Consider the following 22,361-nt stretch of genomic DNA (forward strand, 5'->3'; position numbering starts at 1 on the left):
GACGGCATCATGGACATCAGGGAGGACCACGCGTGAACGACACCGCAGCGGCGACGCACCTCGGAGACCGCATCCGCATCCCCCGCACGCGGGCGCGCATCGGCGTCGCCCGGCGCGACATCACCCCGCCCGTCGGCATCCGCGCCAAGAACTGGGGCCCGGCCGACTGGGAGCGGTCCGAGGGGGCGCATCGGCCGTTCGCGCTGACCGCGCTCGCCGTGGTGGCCGCGGACGAGCGGCCGCGGGTGCTGCTCGCCGTGGACGGCACGTGGTGGCGTCGAGTCGCCGATGAGCAGGGCGTGCGCGGGGCGATCCTCGACGGTCTGGGCCTGGAGCCCGATCAGCTCATGCTCTCCCTCTCGCACACCCACGCGGGGGCCGTGCTCTGCGCCGCGGACGCGCATCTACCGGGCGGCGAGCTCATCCCCGGGTACCTGGAGGCCCTTGCTGCTGCGGGTATCGCGGCCGGGCGGGAGGCGCTGGAGGCCGCGCGACCGGGGCTCATCGAGTGGACCACGGGCACCTGCACCCTCGCGGCGGAGCGCGAGCTCGACCTCGACGGCCGCGCGCTCGTCGGCTACAACCCCCAGGGCACCGCCGACGACACGGTGACCATCGGCCGGATCAGCATCGACGGGGAGGTGCGGGCGACGCTGGTGAACTACGCCTGCCACCCGACCACCCTGGCCTGGCAGCACCGCGAGGTGTCTCCGGACTACGTCGGCGCCATGCGCGAGATCGTGGAGGCCGCGACCGGCGCACCGTGCCTCTTCGTGCAGGGGGCCTCGGGCGAGCTGGCCCCTCGGGAGCAGTACACCGGCGACGTCGCGGTGGCCGACCGGCACGGACGCTCACTCGGGCACGCGGTGCTCGCGGCGCTGGACGGGCTCCCGGTACCCGGCGAGGAGCTGACGCTGGACGGGGTCGTGGAGTCGGGGGCTCCGCTCGCGATCTGGACCGGGACCCCGGCGGACGGCGGCGACGGGGCGGCGGGACTCGTCTCGGCGGTCGAGCTGCCGCTGCGCGACCTGCCCACCCTGGACGAGCTCGCGGAGGAGTGGAAGGACATCGACCCCCGGTCGCGGGAGGAGCGCCTCGGACGGGCGCGGAATCTCCGTGACGGCTACATCGACGGTCCGACCGTGTCGCATCCGGTGTGGGCCTGGCGGCTCGGAGACGCCGTGATCGTGGGGCATCCGGGCGAGGCGTACTCGCGGCTGCAGACGACGCTGCGGGAGCGGTTCCCCCAGACGCCGATCGTGGTGATGAACCTCACGAACGGCCCGGGCTTCGTGTACCTCCCGACGCGCGAAGCCTACGACCGCGGTGCCTATCAGTCCTGGCAGACGCCCTTGGCTCCCGGCGCCCTGGAGCTCCTGGAGTCCCACGCCGTGTCGGTCGTGGCCGGGTTGCTCGGGTAGCCCCGTTCGAATCGCCCACTTTGCTCCATTCCCGGCCGAGATCGAACCAGTTGCGCGATTCGAACGGGCTAGAGTTGCTATAGCAAATCCCCGAGGTAGAGGAGAGACATGACCGCGCGCCCCGTCGCCATCGTCACCGGAGGCTCGGCCGGCATCGGCTGGGAGATCGGACAGCGACTCTCCGCGGACGGCTACCTCGTCGTCGCGACCGACCGCGTCCCCGGGCTCACTGCGGGCGAGAACCCCGCCGGGATCCTGTGGCGGGAGCTCGACGTCACCGACCATGCCGCCGTGGACCGGGTCTTCGGCGAGATCGAGGCGGAGCTCGGGCCCATCGAGGTGCTCGTGAACAACGCCGGCATCCAGCGGCACCGCGGGATCGAAGACCTCACGTGGGACGAGTGGTCCGCGGTCGTGGACGTGAACCTGCACGGGGTGTTCTCCGCGCTCCAGGCCGCCGGGAAGCGCATGCTCGACCGGGGCGAGGGCCGCATCGTCAACATCTCCTCCATCTCCTCGCGCGGCTCCGCGGGGCGGGCGCCGTATGCCACGACCAAGGCCGCCGTCATCGGACTCACCTCCACGGCGGGAGCGGAGTGGGCGTCGCGCGGTGTCCGAGTCAACGCGGTGGCCCCGGGCTACGTCGACACCGGGGTGTTCCGGCAAGGCGTCGAGCAGGGCACGCTGAGCCTCGACACGATCCTGTCCCGCATCCCCGCGAAGCGCCTCGCCGACGCGAGTGAGATCGCCGCGGCCGTGAGCTTCCTCGTGTCGGACCAGTCGCGCTACATGAACGGGCAGACCCTGTACGTCGACGGCGGGTTCATGGTGGACTACGGCGTGCCCCTCGCGAAGAAGCCCGAATGACCGCCGTCGCCCGGATCGACACGGCCACGGCGGTCCTCCCCCTTCCCGCGCCGCTGCAGCTCGGCGCGATGACGGTCACGCGGCGGGAGTATTCCGCGGTTCGGGTGACGGCGGACGACGGCACCACCGGGATCGCCTACTGCCTGTCGCGCGAAGCGCCGATGGCGGAGATCGTCGAACGCCTGGTGGCTCCGCACGCGGTGGGGCTCGACGCCGACGACCCGGCGGCCGCGTGGGACCGGATGCTCCGGGGCAGCGCGATCGTCGGACGGGTGGGACTCGTGCGGCGGGCGATCGGTCTCGTCGACATCGCCCTGTGGGACGTCGCGGCCCGTCGCGCCGGCGTGCCGCTGTGGACCCTGCTCGGCACCGGTGACGCCCCGCGGGAGGGGATGCTCGTCGCCGCGTATCCCTCTCCGCAGCGGCCGCCGCGGGAGATCGCGGACGAGGTGCTCGCGCAGGCGGAGGGCTGGGCACAGGTGAAGATTTCGCGCATTCCCGATCCGGCATACATGCGCGAACTGCTCGCGATCCTCGGCGCGGAGCTGCCGTCATCGACCGGACTCGTCGTGGATGTGGGCTTCGGCTGGCCCGACGCGGAGTCCGCTGTGGCGGAGGTCGCGCAGTGGGGCGAGCCGCGCCTGGCCTGGCTGGAGGATCCGCTGCTCCCCGAGGACGCGGCCGGTGTCGCCCGCATCCGCCGGGAGACCGGGCTGCCGGTGGCGGTGGGCGACGAGGTGACCGACCCCGCGGTGCTCCGGGGTCTCGTCGAGGTCGGCGAGGTCGACGCGCTGCGCCTCGACGTCGTCGCGATCGGCGGCATCACCCCCGCGCGCGAGCTCATCGGCTGGGCGACGGCGCGCGGTGTCCCCGTGTCCGGACACGTCTATCCCGAGGTCACGGCGCACCTCGGCATCCAGGTGGAGACCTTCGCCCGCGGGGTGAATCCCTACGACCCCGCACCCTCGTTCGTCACGGGCGGGCCGCAGTTCGCCGGCACCGTCACGCCGACCGCTGCTCCGGGGCTCGGCTTCGGCCTCGATCCCGCCGTCTTCCGATTCGAGAGGGACTGACATGACACCTTCCCCGCGCAGCGTCGTCGTCACCGGCAGCGGCAAGGGCATCGGCCGCGCCGTGGCCGCGCGGCTCACCGCCGACGGCTGGATCGTCGTCGGGCTCGAACGCTCGCCCGGCTCCGGGACCGTGGAGGAGGGCATCGTCGCCGAGGTCGTGCTCGGCGACGCCTCCGACCGCACGGCCCATCAACGCGCGGCGGCCGCGGCGCGCACCAAGGCTCCGCTGGCCGGCTGGGTCAACAACGCCGGCATCACGAAGCGCACGCCGCTGCACGAGCTCGACGAGACCGTCGTGCGCGAGATCATCGACATCAACGGCTTCGGCTACCTCTGGGGCTGCTCGACGGCCGTGTCCGCGTTCCTCGATCAGGGCGTGGCCGGGGCGATCGTGAACATCGGGTCGATCCACGGTCGCTCGAGCTTCGTCGACCACGCGGCTTACGAGTTCACGAAGGGCGGGATCGACGCCCTCAGCCGGAGCGTCGCCGTGACATATGGCGGAGTGGGCATACGGGCCAACACCGTCGCACCGGGCGGCGTGCGCACTCCGCATCTGGAGGCGCAGATCGCGCGGGCGGCCGATCCTGCGGCGGAGGAGCGCCTGCTCGCGGAGGGTCCGCCCATGGGACGCATCGCCCGGGCGGAGGAGGTCGCCGCGGTGACGGCGTTCCTGCTCTCCGACGAGGCCCCCTACCTCTCGGGCCAGTCCATCGCGGTCGACGGCGCCTGGACGGCGTCGTTCGGGGACATCACCCTCGACCCCGCGCTGCGGGAGCGGTTTGCGGCGCCGCCCGCTTCCTGAGCGCCTGCCACGCCGATGTCCCCGGTCCGTGCGACGATCCGCTCGTCGACGGGAGAACGGGATGCGCGGGGAAGCGACGGTTCTGCACGCCGATCTCGATGCGTTCTACGCCTCGGTCGAGCAGCGTGATGCGCCGGAGCTCCGCGGGCGTCCGGTGATCGTCGGCGGCGGGGTCGTGCTGGCCGCGAGCTACGAGGCGAAGGCGCGGGGCGTCCGCACCGCGATGGGCGGCCGGCAGGCGCGGGAACTGTGCCCCGACGCCGTCGTCGTGCCGCCGCGGATGGAGGCCTACTCCGCGGCCAGCAGGGATGTCTTCCGCATCTTCCGCGACACCACCCCGCTGGTGGAAGGGCTCTCCATCGACGAGGCGTTCCTCGAGGTCGGCGGGCTGCGACGCATCGCCGGCACTCCCGAGGCCATCGCCGTCGGGCTGCGGGAGCGCGTGCGCGCCGAGGCGGGCCTCGCGATCTCGGTCGGCGTCGCCCGCACGAAGTTCCTCGCCAAGGTGGCGAGTGCGGTGAGCAAGCCCGACGGACTCCTCGTCGTCGAGCCCGACCGGGAGGAGGAGTTCCTGCTGCCGCTTCCCGTCGAGCGGCTGTGGGGAGTTGGTGCGGTGACGGCGGAGAAGCTGCACCGTTACGGCATCCGCACGGTCGGACAGCTCGCGGAGCTCGAGGCCGCGACCGCGGAGCGCATGCTCGGAAAGGCGACCGGAGCGCACGTCCATGCTCTCGCCCGCCTGCGAGACCCCCGCCCCGTGGACACGACCAGGCGCCGGGGATCGATCGGGTCGCAGCGGGCGCTCGGCGTCCGTCCGCGGTCGCCGGAGGAGCTCGACGTGATCCTCACCCAGATCGTCGACCGGCTCGCGCGGCGTCTCCGCGACGGTGACCGCGTGTGCCGCACGGTGGTGCTGCGGCTGCGCTTCGGCGACTTCACGAAGGCCACCCGTTCCCGGTCGCTGCGGGCGCCGACTGACCGCACCGCGCTGCTGCTCGCCGTCGCCCGCACGCTCCTCGCCGCGGCGCAGCCCGAGATCAGCGGTCGCGGCATCACCCTGCTCGGCCTCTCGTTCACCCAGCTCGACGCGGCGGACAGCGTCCCGCCCGAGCTGCCGATCGACTGGGGCGACGAGTCCCGCCTCGACACCGTGCTCGACACGCTCCGCGACCGCTACGGCGCCGCCTCGGTCTCCCGCGCCGCTCAGCTCGGCCGCGACCCCGGTTGGTCGTCCCCGGTCCTGCCGGAGCATCACTGACCCCTTTCGAATCGCTTGACTGGTCCCATTTCGGCCGGAAGTACAGCCAATCGGGCGATTCGAAGCGGGTCAGGCCTTGAGCATCGACGCCCGCGAGATCACGCCGTCGACCACGTCGAACGTCGCGATCGTCTCCGTGGCGACGCCGGCGTTGATGACCCGCTCCTGTGCGACGAGCCAGCGGGAGCCGAACAGGACGCTCGTGTCGATCACGCAGGAGAGCTCGGGATTCTGCAGCCGCGGTTCGTAGAAGGCGCGGATCGCGGCCGACCCGACGAGGGGCTCCGGCGCGACCCCGGTGACCACGGCATCCTCGGCATAGGTCGCGACGAAGGCGTCGAGGTCGTGGGCGTTGAAGGCGTCGAGCTGCGCCTGCACGGTGTCGAGGGCAGAACGGTCCTGGGCGGTGCGGTCAGTCAATGCGAACTCCTCCGTTGACGTCGTAGGTGGCTCCGGTGATGAAGCGGGCCCGCTCCGAGGCGAGCGACGCGATGATCCAGGCGACGTCCTCCGGCTGCCCGAACGCACCGAGCGGGATGCCCGACTCGAGCTTCGCGCGGCCCTCGCCCTGGAGCTGATCCGTGATCGCGCTGGCGACCGGGCCGGGTGTGACGGCGTTGACGCGGATGCCCTCGGCGGCGAGGTGCCGGGCGAAGCTGCGGGTGATCGCGAGGATCGCCCCCTTGCTGGCCGCGTAGTGGATGCCCGTCTGCAGCGCGCCGACCTGCCCGGCGATCGAGGCGATGTTGATGACCGAGCGGTCGCCGTCGGCGGCCCGGAGCAGGGGGAGCGCCGCGCGGGTGAGCAGGAAGGTGCCGCGGGCGTTGGTCTCCAGGACGAAGTCCCACTCCTCGATGTCGATCTCGGGGTACGGGGTGTAGGGGCAGACGCCGCCGTTGTTGACGAGGACATGCAGGTCGTCCCATGCCGCCGTGATCTCGGTGATGAGCGCCGCGATGGAGTCGGGATCGCGGAGGTCGAGGCGCGACACGTGGACGTCCGGGGAGCCCGCCGCTCGGCACTCCTCCGCCACGCGGACGGCTTCGGCCTCCCGTCCGGCGTAGGTGATCCAGAGGGCGACGCCCTCGCGGGCGAGTTCGAGGGCGGCGGCGGTTCCGATGCCGGAACTGGCGCCCGTGACGAGTGCGCGGCGAACAGTCATGCCTAAACGCTATAGCAAGAAGGGGTCTCGCGACAGCGCTGTACGCGAGCTTGCTAGATGCTATAGCATCGCATCCATGACCGCGCCGCTCATCCTCGTCACCGACTGCGACCTTCCGGGAACCGTCATCGAAGACACCCTCCGCGCCGCCGGCCTCCGTGCCGAACGGGCCACCTCCGGGAGTGCGGACGACGTCGCCGCCGCCGGAGCCGACGCCGAGGCGCTGGTCGTGCAGTGGGCGCGCATCGACGGCCCCCTCATGGACCGCCTGCCGAACCTCCGCTTCATCAGCCGCGTCGGCATCGGCTACGACATGATCGACGTCGAGGCCGCCACGGCCCGCGGCATCGCCGTCGCGAACACGCCGAGCTACTGCATCGAAGAGGTCGCCGCGCACACGGTCGCGATGATCATGACCCAGGCCCGCGGCCTCTCCGCCTACGACCGGGCCGTGCGGGAGGGCGTCTGGAAGGCCGTCGACGCCCGGCCGCTCGCCGTGCGGCCGTCCTCCACCACCGTGTCGGTCCTCGGATTCGGGCGCATCGGATCGATCGTCGCCCGCGGGTGCCGGGCGCTCGGCTTCCGCGTGCTGGTGGCCGACCCGTATGCCTCCGACGACGCCGTGCGCGACGCAGGCTGCGAGCCCGTCGACATCCCGTCGGCGATCGCCCGCGCCGACATCCTTACCCTGCACGTGCCGCTGACGGACGAGACCCGCCACCTGATCGACGCCGCGGCCCTGGCGACGATGAAGCGGGATGCCGTGATCGTGAACACCTGCCGGGGACCGCTCATCGACGAGGACGCCCTGGCCGCGGCGCTCCGCGACGGCCGGCTCGCCGGTGCCGCTCTCGACGTCTTCGCGGAGGAGCCCCTCCCCGGCAGCTCCCCGCTGCGCGCGCTCGACACCGTGCTGCTCACGCCGCACGCCGCCTGGTACTCCCCGGAGGCTCTGGCGGATCTTCCCGTGCACGCCGCCGAGAACGTGATCCGCTCGCTCGCCGGCGAGGCCGTGCCCATCGTCAACCCGGCCTTCGCCGCCGCGCGCTGAGAGGACTCCCATGGAACTGCTGCGACTCGGCGCGATCGGCCAGGAGCGTCCCTACGTCCGCGATGACCAGGGCGTGGTGCGTGATCTCAGCTCCCTGACCCGCGACATCGACGGCGCCTTCCTCGCCGCGGACGGCATCGCCCGCGTGCGCGCGGCACTCGCCGACGGCTCCCTGCCGCAGGGGGAGACCACCGGGCTGCGCGTCGGTGCCCCTGTGGCGCGGCCGACCGCGGTGATGTGCATCGGCCAGAACTACGCGGCGCACGCGGCGGAGTCCGGCGCCGAGCCGCCCGCACACCCGGTGGTGTTCTTCAAGCACCCGAACACGGTCGTGGGTCCGGACGATGTCGTGCTCCTGCCGCCGGGAGCTGAGAAGGTCGACTGGGAGGTCGAACTCGCGGTCGTCATCGGCCGCACCGCGCGGTACCTGCCCTCCGTCGAGGCCGCGCGCGACGTGATCGCCGGCTACACCATCTCGAACGATGTGTCCGAGCGGGCGTATCAGCTCGAGGTCTCCGGCGGGCAGTGGTCGAAGGGGAAGTGCTCCGAGACGTTCAACCCCCTCGGCCCCGCGCTGGTGCCCGCCGACGAGATCGACCCCCAGTCGCTGCGCCTCCGGTCCTTCGTGAACGGCGAGCCGCGGCAGGACTCCTCCACCGCCGACATGATCTTCCCCGTGCTGCAGCTGGTGCACGAGCTCAGTCACTACCTCGTGCTCGAACCCGGCGACGTCATCAACACCGGCACCCCGCAGGGTGTCGCGCTGTCCGGACGCTTCCCGTACCTGCAGGACGGCGACGAGATGACCATCGAGATCGAGCGGCTCGGCCGCCAGCACCAGCGCACGGAGCGGGTCCGTCTCGGGTGAGGCCTGTGCCCGGGGCACGGTTCCTTTCGCTGAGTGCAACCGTGTCCCGGGTAGAGGCCTCTCCCACCGCTGTCGTCCGTGAACTCAGGCATCCGCGCGGGCTCAGGCGAGGGGAGGGGAAAGGTGCCTGATGCCGCGCGAACGCCTGAACCCGCGGGCGGGTCAGCCGGCGAAGGGGAGGACAGGGAGGCCGTGCACCCCGGGACGCACCGCGAAGACCGAGCCCGCGGCGGTGCCGTGATCGGACGGCAGACCCTGCGCGGAGGTCGTGATGAAGAGCGTGCCGAGGTCGTCGCCACCGAACGTGCAGGCACTGACCTGGGGCACCGGCAGCACGATGTCCTCGCGCACGGCCCCGGACGGCTCGAACCCCCGCACGCGGCTCCCGCCCCACAGCGCGACCCAGACACTGCCGTCTGCGGCGACCGTGAGGCCGTCGGGCACGCCGTCGTCTTCGGGGATGTGCGCGAACACCCGGCGCCCGCGGAGGTCGCCCTCGGTCACGTCGAACACGTCGATCCGGCCGGTGTCGGTGTCCACGTAGTAGACGCGGCGACCGTCCGGGGAGTAGCTGACGCCGTTGGACGAGGTCACGCGGGGGAGCACCGTGGTCACGTCGAGGGCGGCGTCGATGCGCAACACGGTCCCGGCGCCTTCGGTGGAGTCCGTGGACATCGATCCGGCCAGGAGCCGCCCTCGGGGGTCGCAGCAGCCGTCGTTCATGCGCACCGGGCCGTCGTCGAGCAGCGTCGCGACGGGACGGGCCTCCGCGTCGGGGCTGTCGGCGAGGTACAGGGTGCGCGCGCCCACCGCCGCGAAGCCCCCCGACGTCCGCGGACGGAAGAACGCGAGGTACTCGTCGTCGACGTGCTGGCGGACGATCTCGTCGCCGCGGAGGGTGAGCAGGTCGCCCGCGTCGCCGTCGACCCAGCGCAGGCCGCCCCACCCGGGCCACCAGACCGGGGCCTCGGCGTGGACGGCGACCGGGCCGGTCACGTCCTCGGGAGTCATGCGCCCTCCGCCGTCCGCCGCGGGTCGGTCACGGGCAGCGGCTCCGGAACGGGGTCGGCATGATCCGCCGAGGCGGCAGGGGCGGACGGGAGCTCCTTCGCCACCTGCTTCTCGAGCACGGTCACGGCCTCATCGGAGAGCAGGATGAGGCCGTCGAGCTCCTCGCGCACCCGCTTGTAGGCGATGTTCCGCTCGGACTGCGTCGCCGACTCGTCCACGGCGACCTTGAGGAGCTGCTGCGCACGGTCGAGGCGCTTGCGCTCGGCCTCGGTGAACGTCGAGTCGCGCAGCCGCCGGGCGTCCTTCTCCGCGATCTCGAACGCGACCGCGTAGTCGCCGACGGCCTGCAGGTACTCTGCGATCTGCTGCTCCGTGAGCTTCGCGTCGGCGGAGGCCGGACGCAGCGCGTCCGCGGTCTTCTTCGCGCGGAGGAAGGCGGCCGTGAGCGGCTGGCGGCCGTCGCTCATCGCAGGGAAGGCGATGAGCTTGGCGACGTCGAGCTCGTAGTCCAGCCACCGTGCGGTGATCTCGTCGTGCTCGGCGAAGAGGCGGGCGAGCAGGTCGTCGGGCGCCGCGGAGGCCGTGGTGTCGATGACGGTGGGACCCCCGTGCTTCGCCTGCCGGGCGGCCGCGCGCGCCTCGATCTCGGCGGTCTTGACCTGCGCCTTCATACGCAGGGCCTCCAGCCGGCGCTCGTGCCGACGCTTGGAGCCGCGCTCCCAGGCCTTGGCGACCCCGCCGGCCATGCCCATGATCGGGAAGACGAGCCACCAGTAGTCACCCGCGAAGTTCCAGAAGCCCCGGATGAACTCGTCCATGATGGGTTCAGCCTACTGCGCGACCGCGGGTCGCCGGGGGCCCGCACGAGAGGGAGGACGGCCGCATGAAGAGCGTCGGCATCGTCGGGATCGAGAACAGCCATGCCACGGAGATCGTCCGCTTCCTGAACGCCGAGGCCGCGGACGTGCCCGTGCGGATCACGGCCCTCGTGGCAGGGGTGCCGGAGCGCACGCGGGAGCTGGCGGCACTCGGCGGCATCGGACGCGTCGTCGACGAGGCGGCCGCACTCTTCGGCACGGTGGACGCGCTCATCGTGACCGCCCGCGACGGTGCCGATCACCGCGCCCTCGCCGTTCCCTTCCTGGAAGCCGGGGTGCCGGTCTGGGTCGACAAGCCGCTCGCGGCGACCGTTGCCGATGCCGACGCGATCCTCGCCGCCGCGCAGCGTGGGCGGGCGCCCGTCACCTCTTCGTCCACGCTCCGCTGGCTCGCCGACACCGCGGAACTCGTGGCGGAGGCGGACCGCATCGGCGAAGTCCAGGCGGTCACCGTCACGGGGCCGGCCGATCCGGACGGCCCGTACAGCGGCATCTTCTTCTACGGCATCCACCTCGCCGATCTCGCCCAGGTGCTGCGGCCCGGCACCGCGGAGGACGTCGAGGTGCAGTTCCTGCCGGCCGGCGTCGTCGCCCGCTACCGGGTCGGCGGCGTGCCGGTGACGTTGGAGTTCGTCCGGCCGGAGGACGACCGGCAGGTGCCGTTCCGGGCTACCGTCGTTGGTCGCCGGGGCATCGCGAGCCGGGAGATCCCGATCGGCCCCGGGTATGTGCGACCCGGCGTCCGGGCCTTCGCCAGGATGCTGAAGACCGGCGAGCCTCCGGTTCCCGGGTCCGAGATGCGCGCTTCGATCGCCGTGCTCGAGAAGGTCGCCGAGGCCCTCGCCTCCCGCTGATCCGGGCACAGCTTCGGAGATCGGGCCCGGCGCGCCGTCGACAGGCCCTGGGCGGCGGCGTGTCGCCTCCGGCTCTCCGAAGCCGTGCCCGGGGTCGGAATCAGGCCGTCGTGAGGTCCTGCGCGAGCATGAGGATGATTCCGCTGGGGCCGCGGAGGTAGGTCAGCCGGTAGATGTCCCGGTAGTTCGCGACGCCGCGCAGGGGATGGAATCCGTGCCGGGCGGCGATGGCGAGGGAGGCGTCGATGTCGTCGACGGAGAAGGCGATCCGGTGCATGCCGATCTCGTTCGGCCGCGTCGGCTCCGTCTCGATCGCCTCGGGGTGGATGTACTCGAACAGCTCGATCTGCCCGTGCCCGTCCGGGGTCTGCAGCACGGCGATCCGCGCGTGGTTCCCGTCGAGACCGACCGCGGTGGACGCCCACTCGCCGCTGACCTCGTCCCGTCCGACCACGGAGAGCCCCAGGTCGGTGAAGAAGGCGATGGTGGCGTCGAGGTCGCGCACGGCGATCCCGATGTTCTCGAGGGCGATGGCCATGCCCGCGATGCTACTCCGGCGTCAGCGACCCCGCTTTTCGGCGCAGGCCACGCAGTACTCCGCGAACGGGCGCACCTCCAGGCGCTCCGGGGGGATAGGTCGCCCGCAGTGCGCGCAGATGCCGTAGGTCCCGGCGCCCATCCGCACCAGCGCCTCGTTCACCTGGCGGAGCTCCCCCTGCGCCGCCTCGGCGAGCCCCGACAGCCGGGACCACTCCGACGAGAGCGTCACCCCCTCCGGGTCGTGCTCGTCGTCGTCGTTCGAGCCCTCGCGGTCGTGCATGAGCTCCGCGAGCGTGGCCGCCGTCGCCGTGACGCGGGTTTCGGCCTCGGCGCGGCGCTCTTCCAACAGCGCTCGCAGATCCATCCGCCCACTTTAGGCCCGCCCTGCGACACTGGCGTCGCCCCCCGATCAGGCATCCCCGCGGATTCAGGCGACATCGGCAGCAGGTGCCTGAACTCCCGCGCCTGCCTGTCCTCGCCAGACAGCCTGCCCCCGCGACTGCTCGCGCAGGATCAGGCATCCGCGCGAGATCAGGCGACCCTGGTGACAGGTGCCTGAACCCGCGCGAACGCCTGAACCCGCGACCGAACGCGACTCAGCCGCGGGTGCGCGGAGCCTCCACGGCGGGGACGGAGTCGGTGTGCACGCTGGGGTGATCCCGCTCCAGCGCCGCGCCCTCCATGTCGACGTTCGGGATGATGCGGTCGAGCCAGGTCGGCAGCCACCAGGCCGAGCGTCCGAGCAGGTGCATGAGTGCGGGCATCAGCAGCATTCGTACCACGAATGCATCGAGCAGCACGCCGAACGCGAGACCGAACCCGATGGAGCGGATGATGGTCGACTCCGAGAACACGAACCCGCCGAACACCGACACCATGATGAGCGCGGCCGCGATGACCACCGAGCGCCCGGCCCGGAAGCCCTGTGCCACGGCATCGCGCGCGGAGGCGCCGTGCACATAGGCCTCCCGCATCCCGGACGCGAGGAAGAGCTGGTAGTCCATGGCCAGTCCGAACAGGATGCCGACGAGGATCACCGGCAGGAAGCTCAGGATCGGACCGGTGCTGTGCAACCCGATGAGGTCGGCGCCCCACCCCCACTGGAACACCGCGACGATGAGCCCGTACGTCGCGAAGAGTGACAGCACGAACCCTCCCGTGGCGATGAGCGGCACGAGCAGCGAGCGGAACACGACGATCATGATGAGCAGCGACAGGCCCACGACGACCACGAGGTACAGCGGGAGCACGCTCGCCAGGGCCTCGGAGATGTCGATGTTGGTGGCGGCCTGACCGGCGACGCCGAGGGTGATGCCGCCGTCGATCTCGGGGAGACCCCGGAGGTCCTGCACCAGCTTCTCGGTGGAGGCGCTGTTCGGGCCTTCGGCGGGCAGCACCTGGAAGGCGAGGAGCGTGTTGTCGTCCGACGTCGCGATGGGGGCCACCGCGACCACGTCGTTCTGCTCGGCGATCTTCTCCGCGACGGTCACCTGCGTGGCCAGCAGGTCGTCGTCGCTCACGGCGTCGTCGAGGGTCGCCGTCACCAGGAGCGGACCGTTCGCGCCCTCGCCGAACTGCTCGTCGACGGTCTGGAACGCGCGGTAGCTGGTGGAGTCGGCGGGTTCGCTCGACCCATCGGGGAGGCCGAGGCGCATCGACATCGCGGGGATCGCGATCACGAGCAGCGCGACGACGCTGACGAGGGCGGTGACGACCGCGCGCAGCGTCGACATCCGGCGCACGGGCTTCCCGGCCGCGTGCTCCTGGCCGATGGTCGCCCGCGCCGTGCGGCCGAGCAGACGGGTGCCGACGAGGCCGAGGATCGCCGGGGCGAGGGTCACGGCCACGAGCACGGCGACCGCGACGCAGACCGCGCCCACCGTGCCCATGAGGCCGAGGAACGGCACGCCCGTCACGTTGAGGGCGAGGAGCGCGACGATGACCGTGGTCCCCGCGAACACCACCGCGGTCCCGGAGGTACCCGTGGCGAGACCGATGGACTCGCGCACGGGCGACCCCGCCAGCAGCTGCTTGCGGTGCCGGTTCACGATGAAGAGGGAGTAGTCGATGCCGACCGCGAGCCCCAGCATCACGCCGAGGACGGGAGTGACCGAGGCCATGTCGACGACGCCGGAGAACGCGAGGGACGCCGTGACGCCCACGCCGACGCCGACCACGGCGGTGACGATGGGCAGGGCCGCACCGATCAGCGAACCGAGCATGACGATGAGCACGACCGCGGCGAACGCGAGGCCGATGGCCTCGCCGACACCGAAGATCTCCGGCACGCCCTGGGCGATGTCGGTGCCGAAGTCGACCGTGACGCCGTCGATCTCCTCGTCCTGGAAGTGGGCGATGGTGCTCTGCTTGGTCTCCTCGGCGAGCTCCAGGCGCGGGTCGACGAAGGAGACGTTGACGATGGCCGTGGAGCCGTCCTCCGAGACGACGCCGATGCCGTCCGCGAGGTCGAGGAGGGATGTACCGAGCTCGAGCTGCTCCGCGTTGTCGGCGAGCTCGTCGCGGTTCGCGTCGATGGTGGCCTGCTGGGCCTCGAGCTGCGCGAGCTGGGCGTTCAGCTCCGCGAGCTGCGCGTCGAGCGCGGCGGTCTGCTCCGGCGGCGCGCCGGCGGCCTCGGCCTGAGCCCGCGCGCCTTCGAGCTGGGTGATCCCGGCCTCGAGCTGTGTCCGACCGTCGTCGAGCTGCGCCTGGCCGGCGTCGAGCTGGGCCTGCCCGTTCTGGAGCTGGGCCTGGCCGTCGGTCAGCTTCTTCGCCTGCTCGTCCTGCTGCCGCTGGGCGTCGAACGGGTCGACGACGGAGGCGACGCCGTCGAGGTCTTCCGCGCTCGCGGCGAGGTCGGAGATCGTCTGCTTCTGCTCGTCGGTGAAGGGCTCGCCGTCGTCCGTCCGATAGACCACCGTCCCGGTGCCGCCGGCGGTGTCCGGCAGCTTGTCGGCAAGCTGATCGGTGACCTCGCCCGAGGCGGTGCCGGGGATGTCGAAGCTGTTGCTCAGCGTGCCGCCGAAGGTGAGGAAGGCGCCGACGCCGAGCCCGAGGATCAGCACCCAGGAGACGATCACCGTCCACGCCTTGCGCGCAGCGAAAGAACCCAGACGGAACAGCAACGAAGCCACGTGATCTCCTTCAGACGAAATGAGCATACGGCACGTCTCGTCTAGGGATCTGTGGCTATCCTGAACGCATGGTGAACGAGCATCGCAGCGGCCCGGTGCGCAGCACGGCGGCCCGCGAGGCGATCCTCGACGCGACGGCCCGGCTCTTCCACAATCAGGGGTACGACCGGCTCACGATCGAGGGCATCGCCAAGGAGGCCAAGGTCGGCAAGCAGACCATCTACCGCTGGTGGCCGTCGCGCGGCGCCCTCATCGGGGAATGCCTGGCCGAGGGACGCCTCATCCCCGTGGACTTCGTCGTGCCGGACACCGGAGACCTCTCCGCCGACGTGGAGACCTGGCTGCGGAGCGTCCTGTCGATCCTCGAAAAGCCCCAGGGCGGTGTACTGCTGCGGTCGCTCGTGGCCGCAGCCACGGAGGATGCCTCCGTCGGCGCGCACCTCGGCGAGAGCCTCGGGGTGGAGAAGTACCTGTCGGAGCGTCTCCGCGGCGGCATCCGCGACGGTCAACTGCCGGAGGACGCCCCGGTCGAGCAGCTCGGTCGCGCGATCCTCGGGGCCATCATCGTGGAGTCCCTCGGCCGCGAGGCCCACGATCCGGGTTCCGTCGTCGCCCTGACCCGCTACCTCTTCGCTCACTGAGGTCGCGGATTCGCACGAGGTCGCACGGATTCAGGGAATCCCCGCGACGCGGGCGCGAATCTGCGACGCGGGCCCGGATCAGCCGAGGAGCAGGGTGAGCACGGTCGCGCCGCCGCCGCCGAGGATCAGCGCCACGATGACGGTCCACGCGATGATGCGGATGCGCCGGTTGCGCTTCTCGCCGAGGTCGCCGTAGTCCTCGCTGAGGCCGTCGTTGCTCATCAGGCCACCGGCTCGGTGACGGTCGGACCGAAGTACGACGGCAGCGTGGCCCGGGAGCGCTCGCGGAGCTCGGCGGCCGAGACGGTGAAGACGTCCTGCACCTCGAGCTGCGGCTCGCTGTCCGTGACGCCGATGCGGGCGACGGGGTAGCCGCGTCCCTCGCAGAGGCCCCGGAACTTCACGTCGTCCTCGCGCGGCACGGTCACGATCACGCGGCCGGTCGACTCGGAGAACAGAGCGGACGCGGCGTCCACGCCATCGCGCTCGATGATCTCGTTGAGCCAGACGCGGGCGCCGACGCCGAAGCGCATGACGCCCTCGGCGAGGGCCTGCGCGAGACCACCTTCGGAGAGATCGTGCGCCGAGGAGATGAGCCACTCGTCACGGGCCGCGGCGAGCAGTCCGGCGAGGCGCTTCTCGCCCGCGAGGTCGACCTTCGGCGGGCGGCCGCCGAGGTGCTGATGCACGACCTCGGCCCACGCGGAGCCGGAGAGCTCGGTCGACGTGGTGCCGAGCAGGTAGATGTTCTGCCCCTCGTCCTGCCAGCCGGACGGGATGCGGCGCGAGACGTCGTCGATGATGCCGAGCACGCCGACGAGCGGGGTCGGGTGGATCGGCACGTCGCCGGTCTGGTTGTAGAACGAGACGTTGCCGCCGGTGACCGGGGTGCCCAGCTCGTAGCAGCCGTCAGCCAGGCCGTCGACGGTCTGGCCGAACTGCCACATGACCTCGGGATTCTCGGGAGAGCCGAAGTTGAGGCAGTCGGTGATCGCGGTCGGCACGGCACCCGTGACGGCGACGTTCCGGTACGCCTCAGCGAGGGCGAGCTGCGCGCCCGCGTACGGGTCGAGCTGGCAGTAGCGGCCGTTGGCGTCGGTCGCGATGGAGAAGCCCAGGCCGGACTCCTCGTCCACGCGGATCATGCCGGCGTCGTCGGGGAAGCTCAGGGCCGTGTTGCCGAGCACGTAGTAGTCGTACTGGTTGGTGATCCAGCTCGTGTCGGCGAGGTTCGGGGAGGCGACGAGGGCGAGGAACTGCTCGCGCAGCGTCTCCGCGTCGTTCGCGCGCGGCAGGTTCTCCGCGGCGTCGGCCTGCAGGGCGTCGATCCAGGTCGGGTAGGCGACCGGGCGGTCGTAGACGGGACCGTCGACCGCGACGGTCGACGGGTCGACGTCGACGATGCGCTCGCCCTGCCAGTCGATGATGAGTCGTCCGTCGCCGGTGACCTCGCCGAGCACGGAGGTCTCGACCTCCCACTTGTTCACGACGGCCAGGAAGGCGTCGAGCTTCTCGGGGGCGACGATCGCCATCATGCGCTCCTGCGACTCCGACATGAGGATCTCCTCGGCCGTGAGCGTGGGGTCGCGCAGCAGCACGTTGTCGAGCGAGACGTGCATGCCGCTGTTGCCGTTGGCCGCGAGCTCGCTGGTCGCGCACGAGATGCCGGCGGCACCGAGGTCCTGGATCGCCTCGACGAGCTCGCCGCGGTAGAGCTCCAGGCAGCACTCGATGAGCACCTTCTCGGCGAACGGGTCGCCCACCTGCACCGCGGGGCGCTTGGTGGGGCCGCCGTCGGCGAACGTGTCGGAGGCGAGGATGCTCGCACCGCCGATGCCGTCGCCACCCGTGCGGGCGCCGAACAGCACGACCTTGTTGCCGACGCCGGTAGCGTTGGCGAGCTTGAGGTCTTCGTGCCGCAGCACGCCCACCGCGAGCGCGTTGACCAGCGGGTTCGCCTGATAGACGCTGTCGAAGACCGTCTCGCCGCCGATGTTCGGAAGGCCGAGGCAGTTGCCGTAGAAGCTGATGCCGCTGGTCACGCCGTGCACGACGCGGGCGGTGTCCGGGTGGTCGATGGCGCCGAAGCGCAGCGCGTCCATGACGGCGACCGGGCGGGCGCCCATCGAGATGATGTCGCGGACGATGCCGCCGACACCGGTCGCCGCACCCTGGAAGGGCTCGATGAACGACGGGTGATTGTGCGACTCGGCCTTGAAGGTGACGGCCCAGCCCTCGCCGACGTCGACGACGCCCGCGTTCTGGCCCATGCCCACCATGAGGCGTTCCTTCATCTCGTCGGAGACCTTCTGGCCGAACCGGCGCAGGTAGTTCTTGCTCGACTTGTAGGAGCAGTGCTCCGACCACATCACCGAGTACATCGCCAGCTCGCCCGAGGTGGGGCGGCGGCCGAGGATCTCCTTGATGCGCGCGTACTCGTCGTCCTTGAGCCCGAGGGCGCCGTACGGCTGCTCCTTCTCGGGCGTCGCGATCGCGTTCTCGACGGAGTCGGGGACGTGCTGGGGGGAAGGTGCAGGGGCGGTGGTCACGCGCACTCCAAAGGAAGGGGCCGGCGGGGCGTCTTCAGTCTACCGGCGCGGTCGGGGCCGTTCTCTCGTGCGTGCCGTCGGACGTTGTCGGGGCGGGGAGGCGGCGGCGTCATGGCAGCTCGGCGATGGTCAGGCCCTGCGCGCGTGCGGCAGCGGCCAGCTCGCGGTCGAAGGTGAGGAGCGCAGTGACCACGTCGCCGAGTTCGAGCGCGGCGGCGAGGTGGAGAGCGTCCAGAGTGCGGAGCCCTGAGCCTGCCCGGATGGCCCCGGTCAGCGTCTCGTCGTCGAGGGAGACGAGCGCGACGCGGTCGAGGAGGTCGACGACGGCTTCGCGGTCGAGGGAACGGCGGTCGGCGATCGCGTGTAGCTCGACGGCGAGCAGGCGCGAGGAGACGAACTCGCTGCCGTTCGCGAAGGCGCGGACGACCGCTTCCGACCCCTCTTCCTCGATGAGTGCCTTCGCGGCCGCTGAGGTGTCGAGGTAGATCACGACCGGTCGGCTCGAAGCTCGCCGAGGATCTCCGTCACGGACAGCGAGTCCGGCACGGGGGCGTGGCGGAGCGGACCGCTGGCGCGGGGCAGCGTCACCCGCCCGTTGGCGATCATGCGCGTCCAGGCTGTCTCGGCGGGTGGCGACAGCTCGGCGATCGGGCGCCCGCGGTCTGTCACCGTCAGGTGCTCGCCGGCGGTGACACGCGCCAGAACCCGCGCGGTCTGCTGATTCAGTTCGGTCTTCGACACGGTGCCCATCTCCTCAGGGTAGGTCCAAAGTAGTAGAACTACTAGTTCTCGGATTCGTGGGTCCAGTGAACCATCGCTCGGCGACATTGCGAGGCTGCACGGACGGAGCTCCCCGAAGGCTCTGGATAACTCCCCCGCAGGGCGGCGTCAGGAGGAGGAGTGCGCTGCCGCGAACCGCTGCGCCAGCATCCCCGCCGCCTCGCGCAGCGCCTCGGGCCCGACCACCGTGAACGGTGCGTCGAACCGGGTCACCGCGGCGAGCACACCCGTCCACGACCAGGAGCCGACCGTGACGCGGCACGAGTCGTCCGACAGCGGCACCACGGCTCCGTCTCCGACCCACGGCGCCACGTCCCGCGCGGGCAGGGCGATGTCCACCACGCCCGTGCACGGCCAGCGGTCCTCGGTCGTCGAGCCCTTGGCGCGGGCGGCGAGGAAGGTCTGCGCATCCTCAGCGGGCAGAGGTCGCGGCGTGAAGGAGGGGCCGGTCGGCGTCCGCGGCCGCAGTCGATCGAGGCGATACGTGCGCCAGTCGGCCGCGTCGAGGTCCCAGGCCAGCAGATACCACCGGCCCTCGCGCGCCACGACGGCATGGGGCTCGGTGCGCCGTGGCGGGCGGTCCCGCTCGGAGCCGTAGTCGAAGCGGAGCACCTTCCGGTCGCGTACCGCCGCGCTCGCCGCCTCCAGCACGGCCGGATCGGCGCGGACCTCGGCGGGCGCTCCGGTGAAGCGGATCCCGTCGATGCGGTGGCGCAGGCGTGAGGGCATGACCTGACGGACGGTCGCGAGCGCGCGCTGGGCGGCCTCGGTGACCTCGACCCCGGTCGCGCTCTGCAGGGCCACGGCGATCGCCACGGCCTGCGCGTCGTCGAACAGGAGCGGCGGCATATCCGACCCTGCTTCGAGGCGGTAGCCGCCGTACGGGCCCTTGCTCGATCCGATGCGGTAGCCGAGCGCGCGCAGGCGATCGACGTCGCGGCGCACCGTGCGCGGTGTGACGCCGAGACGGTCGGCGAGTTCCCCGCCCGCCCAGTCGCGCGTCGCCTGCAGCAGCGACAGCAGCGCGAGCATGCGCGACGAGCTTCCGGTCATGGCTCCATTCTGCGGCGAAAAGAGGACAGAAGCCGACCTCTACTGCTGTGAGGGTGGGGTCACACGGTCCGATCGGCGGACCGGGACACGGAGGACACCATGACTCTCACGACCACCACCCACCTCAACTTCCGCGGCACGGCTCGACAGGCACTCGACTTCTACCGCTCGGTCTTCGGCGGCGAGGTGACCGCGGCGACCTACGGGCAGTTCGGGATGCCGGATGGGGTCCCCGGGTTCGACAAGCTCATGTTCGGGCAGCTCGACGGGCCCGTGCGCCTGATGGCGTATGACATCCCGGGCGCGGACGACGAGGACGCGACTGCCGGCACCACCCGTCGTGAGAACGGGATGACGATCACGGACCGCTCCTTCTTCCAGTCGCTGCGGGCGGACTCCCTGGATGAGCTGAACCCCGTCTGGGACGCCCTCGCCGAGGGTGCGACCGTGATCGAGCCTCTCGCCGCCTCCGCGTGGTCCGCCGGTTTCGGCATGCTCACCGACCGCTTCGGCGTGACCTGGGTCCTCGACGTCGCCTGATCCCGTCGGAAGCTCGACCCACCCCCTTGCGCTCGACCCGGCCCTCTGCGCTCGTCCGCAACGGGCCGGGATGCACGGAAGGGGGTGGGTCAACGAACGGCGCGCCTCCTGCAGCCGACCCGGCCCCGTGCGGTCGACCCGGCCCTCTGCGCTCGTCCGCAACGGGCCGGGCTGCACGCAAGGGGGTGGATCGGCGCCGCCGCGTGGCGGGACACGGCATGTCAAGGGGGTCTTGGTCGTCGGGTGCCTCCCGTAGAAAGGAGGAGACGAAAGGCAGGGCATGGCCGCAGGAGACATCGAGACCTTCTCGCGCAACGGCATCTGGTTCAACCGGATCCAGGGCGAGTCGCACACGCTGGGCAGCAGCTTCGAGTCGATGGAGGAGGCGGTGAAGGTCGGCCGTGGCGCGGCGACGGCGCGTCAGGTGCAGCATTTCGTGCGCACGGAAGAGGGGCCGTCCGACGACGTGGCCCCGAACGAGGCGCACCCGCGCGACCTCATGTGGTGAGTCGCGGATGATCCTGCAGGCCTGCGTGAACGGTGCCAGGGACGTCGCGGAGCATCCATGGCTGAGCGCCGACGAGACGGTGGTGGCCCAGGATGCCGCGGCGGCCGTCGACGCCGGCGCGACCGAGATCCATGTGCACCCGAAGGATGGCGGCGGCCGCGATTCCCTCGCCCCCGAAGACGTGCAGCGCTGGCTGGGTGCCGTCCGGGCCGCGGCGCCGGGCGTGCCCGTGGGCGTGACGACCGGAGCATGGGCCGAGCCCGATGTGGCTCGCCGGATCGAGGCCATCGAGGGCTGGACGGAACTCCCCGACTACGCCTCCGTGAACTGGCACGAGGCCGGAGCGGACGGGGTTGCCGCGGCGCTGCATCGACGGGGGATCGGCGTGGAAGCGGGCATCTGGGACGCGGCGGGGCTCGAGGCGTGGCGGGTCTCCCCAGTCCGCGGCGCGTGCCTGCGGGTGCTCGTGGAGCTTCCGGCGGAGGCCGCCGACATCGTTCGCCCGCACGCCGAGGGGCTGATCGCCCACGTGGCGCGCGAAGAGCCCGACCTGCCGATCCTCCTGCACGGGGAGGACCTGTCGGCCTGGCCCGCCCTCGATCTGGCCGCAGAGCGCGGACTCGACACGCGAATCGGCCTGGAGGACACGCTCCTCCTGCCGGACGGCGCCGCCGCTCCGAGCAACGCCGCCCTCGTCCGCGCCGCCCGCTCCCGCCTCCCCCGCTCCTAGCCCCGTCGCCCCACCCCGCCTGCCGTCGCATGGCGCCGGTGCGGGTGCAGATTCGTCCCTCTTTCCGCGGTTTCCGGTCCCTTTTCGCACTCCACACCGCCGGAGCTGCCCCTGCCCCTCGAGTGATAGTGCATAACCGCACCCCCCGTCGCCGGTTCCGGGGCGTTCTCGCATTCTGTTCGGGAGGCGGCGGTCCGAACCGTGTCAGGGCCTTCCCGGCGAGTACGAGCGCCCCTACGCTGGAGCGATGTTCGCCGGTGCCTCCGTCTACTTCCTGCTCGTCTACGTGGTCGTCCCGCTCCTCGCGCTGCTGCTCCTGTGGTTGATCATCTACTCGGCGGTCCGGGCGGCACTGACGGCGCATCGCCGCGCCCTCGCCGCGGAGCGCACCACCGCGCCGGATACTCCCTGATCCTGCGCTTCCAGCGACCGCGCGCCGCATGCCTCGCCCTGGCGCCGGGTGCCGGTGCAGAACCGCTCCTCACGCTGGCGCGGCTCCGGCACGTTTCTGCGCTTCCGTGCCTGGGTCGCGCCCCGGACCCCGGTGCGGGCGCAGAAACGTGCCTGGTCTCGCCCACCCCGGAGCGTTTTCGAACTCGCCAACGGCCTGCGCCCCACTCTGCCCCAGTGCGGGCGCAGAA

General features: G+C 71.6%; 25 protein-coding genes. 13 read left to right on the forward strand and 12 right to left on the reverse strand.

Going from position 1 to position 22,361, the window contains the following annotated elements:
* Nucleotides 1-32: 32 nt before the first annotated feature.
* The 5 genes from WFJ36_RS07680 (at nt 33) to dinB (ending at nt 5,424) form a co-directional block, all read left to right on the forward strand.
* Nucleotides 33-1,421 carry a hypothetical protein gene (locus WFJ36_RS07680; RefSeq protein WP_292790596.1) on the forward strand — a complete coding sequence of 463 codons (1,389 nt, stop codon included), beginning with the start codon at nt 33-35 and terminating at the stop codon, nt 1,419-1,421.
* A gap of 108 nt (nt 1,422-1,529) precedes the next feature.
* Nucleotides 1,530-2,288 carry an SDR family NAD(P)-dependent oxidoreductase gene (locus WFJ36_RS07685; protein ID WP_085604421.1) on the forward strand — a complete coding sequence of 253 codons (759 nt, stop codon included), beginning with the start codon at nt 1,530-1,532 and terminating at the stop codon, nt 2,286-2,288.
* Nucleotides 2,285-3,361 carry an enolase C-terminal domain-like protein gene (locus tag WFJ36_RS07690; protein WP_071327912.1) on the forward strand — a complete coding sequence of 359 codons (1,077 nt, stop codon included), beginning with the start codon at nt 2,285-2,287 and terminating at the stop codon, nt 3,359-3,361. Before WFJ36_RS07685 ends, WFJ36_RS07690 begins: the two co-directional genes overlap by 4 nt.
* 1 nt (nt 3,362) lies before the next feature.
* Nucleotides 3,363-4,166 carry an SDR family NAD(P)-dependent oxidoreductase gene (locus WFJ36_RS07695; protein ID WP_071327911.1) on the forward strand — a complete coding sequence of 268 codons (804 nt, stop codon included), beginning with the start codon at nt 3,363-3,365 and terminating at the stop codon, nt 4,164-4,166.
* Between the two features lie 61 nt (nt 4,167-4,227).
* A complete protein-coding gene (gene dinB / locus WFJ36_RS07700; RefSeq protein WP_336643042.1) occupies nt 4,228-5,424 on the forward strand; it encodes a DNA polymerase IV in 1,197 nt (398 codons plus the stop codon).
* Between the two features lie 69 nt (nt 5,425-5,493).
* Here dinB and WFJ36_RS07705 read toward each other — a convergent pair whose 3' ends face one another.
* Together WFJ36_RS07705 and WFJ36_RS07710 are read right to left on the reverse strand one after the other, a co-directional pair.
* Complete coding sequence (locus tag WFJ36_RS07705; RefSeq protein WP_071327909.1) at nt 5,494-5,844, reverse strand: nuclear transport factor 2 family protein; 351 nt, start codon at nt 5,842-5,844, stop codon at nt 5,494-5,496.
* Nucleotides 5,837-6,586 (reverse strand): SDR family NAD(P)-dependent oxidoreductase, encoded by a 750-nt coding sequence (locus WFJ36_RS07710; protein ID WP_336643043.1) that lies wholly within the window; start codon nt 6,584-6,586, stop codon nt 5,837-5,839. The genes WFJ36_RS07705 and WFJ36_RS07710 overlap by 8 nt, the downstream gene beginning before the upstream one ends.
* 76 nt (nt 6,587-6,662) lie before the next feature.
* On the opposite strand from WFJ36_RS07710, the gene WFJ36_RS07715 reads away from it, so the two are divergent.
* Nucleotides 6,663-7,637 carry a C-terminal binding protein gene (locus tag WFJ36_RS07715; RefSeq protein ID WP_336643044.1) on the forward strand — a complete coding sequence of 325 codons (975 nt, stop codon included), beginning with the start codon at nt 6,663-6,665 and terminating at the stop codon, nt 7,635-7,637.
* Nucleotides 7,638-7,647: 10 nt separating this feature from the next.
* Nucleotides 7,648-8,505, forward strand: a complete 858-nt coding sequence (locus WFJ36_RS07720; RefSeq protein WP_336643045.1) for a fumarylacetoacetate hydrolase family protein — start codon at nt 7,648-7,650, stop codon at nt 8,503-8,505.
* 162 nt (nt 8,506-8,667) lie between these two features.
* Here the strand turns inward: WFJ36_RS07720 and WFJ36_RS07725 are convergent, their stop codons facing one another.
* Together WFJ36_RS07725 and WFJ36_RS07730 are read right to left on the reverse strand one after the other, a co-directional pair.
* Nucleotides 8,668-9,516 (reverse strand): SMP-30/gluconolactonase/LRE family protein, encoded by an 849-nt coding sequence (locus WFJ36_RS07725; protein ID WP_336643046.1) that lies wholly within the window; start codon nt 9,514-9,516, stop codon nt 8,668-8,670.
* Nucleotides 9,513-10,334, reverse strand: coding sequence for a hypothetical protein (locus tag WFJ36_RS07730; protein WP_336643047.1), 822 nt, complete (start codon nt 10,332-10,334; stop codon nt 9,513-9,515). Before WFJ36_RS07730 ends, WFJ36_RS07725 begins: the two co-directional genes overlap by 4 nt.
* 65 nt (nt 10,335-10,399) lie before the next feature.
* Here WFJ36_RS07730 and WFJ36_RS07735 point away from each other — a divergent pair, with 65 nt between their 5' ends.
* Nucleotides 10,400-11,248, forward strand: a complete 849-nt coding sequence (locus tag WFJ36_RS07735) for a Gfo/Idh/MocA family oxidoreductase (protein ID WP_071327903.1) — start codon at nt 10,400-10,402, stop codon at nt 11,246-11,248.
* 100 nt (nt 11,249-11,348) lie between these two features.
* Here WFJ36_RS07735 and WFJ36_RS07740 read toward each other — a convergent pair whose 3' ends face one another.
* The 3 genes from WFJ36_RS07740 to WFJ36_RS07750 form a co-directional block, all read right to left on the reverse strand.
* Nucleotides 11,349-11,786: a VOC family protein gene (locus WFJ36_RS07740; RefSeq protein ID WP_292790564.1), complete on the reverse strand. Its 438-nt coding sequence runs from the start codon at nt 11,784-11,786 to the stop codon at nt 11,349-11,351.
* Between the two features lie 21 nt (nt 11,787-11,807).
* On the reverse strand, nt 11,808-12,152 hold the full coding sequence (locus WFJ36_RS07745; RefSeq protein WP_336643048.1) for a TraR/DksA family transcriptional regulator: 345 nt from the start codon (nt 12,150-12,152) through the stop codon (nt 11,808-11,810).
* Between the two features lie 232 nt (nt 12,153-12,384).
* Nucleotides 12,385-14,919 carry an MMPL family transporter gene (locus WFJ36_RS07750; protein WP_336643049.1) on the reverse strand — a complete coding sequence of 845 codons (2,535 nt, stop codon included), beginning with the start codon at nt 14,917-14,919 and terminating at the stop codon, nt 12,385-12,387.
* 68 nt (nt 14,920-14,987) lie between these two features.
* On the opposite strand from WFJ36_RS07750, the gene WFJ36_RS07755 reads away from it, so the two are divergent.
* A complete protein-coding gene (locus WFJ36_RS07755) occupies nt 14,988-15,560 on the forward strand; it encodes a TetR/AcrR family transcriptional regulator (protein WP_312674150.1) in 573 nt (190 codons plus the stop codon).
* A gap of 78 nt (nt 15,561-15,638) precedes the next feature.
* Here the strand turns inward: WFJ36_RS07755 and WFJ36_RS07760 are convergent, their stop codons facing one another.
* The 5 genes from WFJ36_RS07760 to WFJ36_RS07780 all read right to left on the reverse strand — a co-directional run bounded on the left by WFJ36_RS07760 (nt 15,639) and on the right by WFJ36_RS07780 (nt 19,942).
* Nucleotides 15,639-15,782, reverse strand: a complete 144-nt coding sequence (locus WFJ36_RS07760; RefSeq protein WP_168428964.1) for a hypothetical protein — start codon at nt 15,780-15,782, stop codon at nt 15,639-15,641.
* Nucleotides 15,782-18,109 (reverse strand): phosphoribosylformylglycinamidine synthase subunit PurL, encoded by a 2,328-nt coding sequence (purL, locus tag WFJ36_RS07765; protein WP_336643050.1) that lies wholly within the window; start codon nt 18,107-18,109, stop codon nt 15,782-15,784. The genes WFJ36_RS07760 and purL overlap by 1 nt, the downstream gene beginning before the upstream one ends.
* 109 nt (nt 18,110-18,218) lie before the next feature.
* Nucleotides 18,219-18,599 (reverse strand): PIN domain-containing protein, encoded by a 381-nt coding sequence (locus tag WFJ36_RS07770; RefSeq protein ID WP_071327897.1) that lies wholly within the window; start codon nt 18,597-18,599, stop codon nt 18,219-18,221.
* Nucleotides 18,596-18,859 (reverse strand): type II toxin-antitoxin system Phd/YefM family antitoxin, encoded by a 264-nt coding sequence (locus tag WFJ36_RS07775; protein WP_071327896.1) that lies wholly within the window; start codon nt 18,857-18,859, stop codon nt 18,596-18,598. Before WFJ36_RS07775 ends, WFJ36_RS07770 begins: the two co-directional genes overlap by 4 nt.
* A 138-nt stretch (nt 18,860-18,997) precedes the next feature.
* Nucleotides 18,998-19,942, reverse strand: coding sequence for a helix-turn-helix transcriptional regulator (locus WFJ36_RS07780; protein ID WP_336643051.1), 945 nt, complete (start codon nt 19,940-19,942; stop codon nt 18,998-19,000).
* Between the two features lie 99 nt (nt 19,943-20,041).
* Between WFJ36_RS07780 and WFJ36_RS07785 the strand changes: the two genes are divergently transcribed.
* The 4 genes from WFJ36_RS07785 to WFJ36_RS07800 all read left to right on the forward strand — a co-directional run bounded on the left by WFJ36_RS07785 (nt 20,042) and on the right by WFJ36_RS07800 (nt 22,132).
* On the forward strand, nt 20,042-20,482 hold the full coding sequence (locus tag WFJ36_RS07785; protein WP_336643052.1) for a VOC family protein: 441 nt from the start codon (nt 20,042-20,044) through the stop codon (nt 20,480-20,482).
* Between the two features lie 280 nt (nt 20,483-20,762).
* Nucleotides 20,763-20,990 (forward strand): hypothetical protein, encoded by a 228-nt coding sequence (locus WFJ36_RS07790; RefSeq protein WP_025104100.1) that lies wholly within the window; start codon nt 20,763-20,765, stop codon nt 20,988-20,990.
* A 7-nt stretch (nt 20,991-20,997) separates the two neighbouring features.
* Nucleotides 20,998-21,720, forward strand: coding sequence for a 3-keto-5-aminohexanoate cleavage protein (locus WFJ36_RS07795; RefSeq protein ID WP_336643053.1), 723 nt, complete (start codon nt 20,998-21,000; stop codon nt 21,718-21,720).
* A 247-nt stretch (nt 21,721-21,967) separates the two neighbouring features.
* Nucleotides 21,968-22,132, forward strand: coding sequence for a hypothetical protein (locus WFJ36_RS07800; RefSeq protein WP_158698493.1), 165 nt, complete (start codon nt 21,968-21,970; stop codon nt 22,130-22,132).
* Nucleotides 22,133-22,361: the final 229 nt, after the last annotated feature.

This window comes from Microbacterium sp. MMO-113 (assembly GCF_037148555.1).
Lineage (GTDB): Bacteria > Actinomycetota > Actinomycetes > Actinomycetales > Microbacteriaceae > Microbacterium.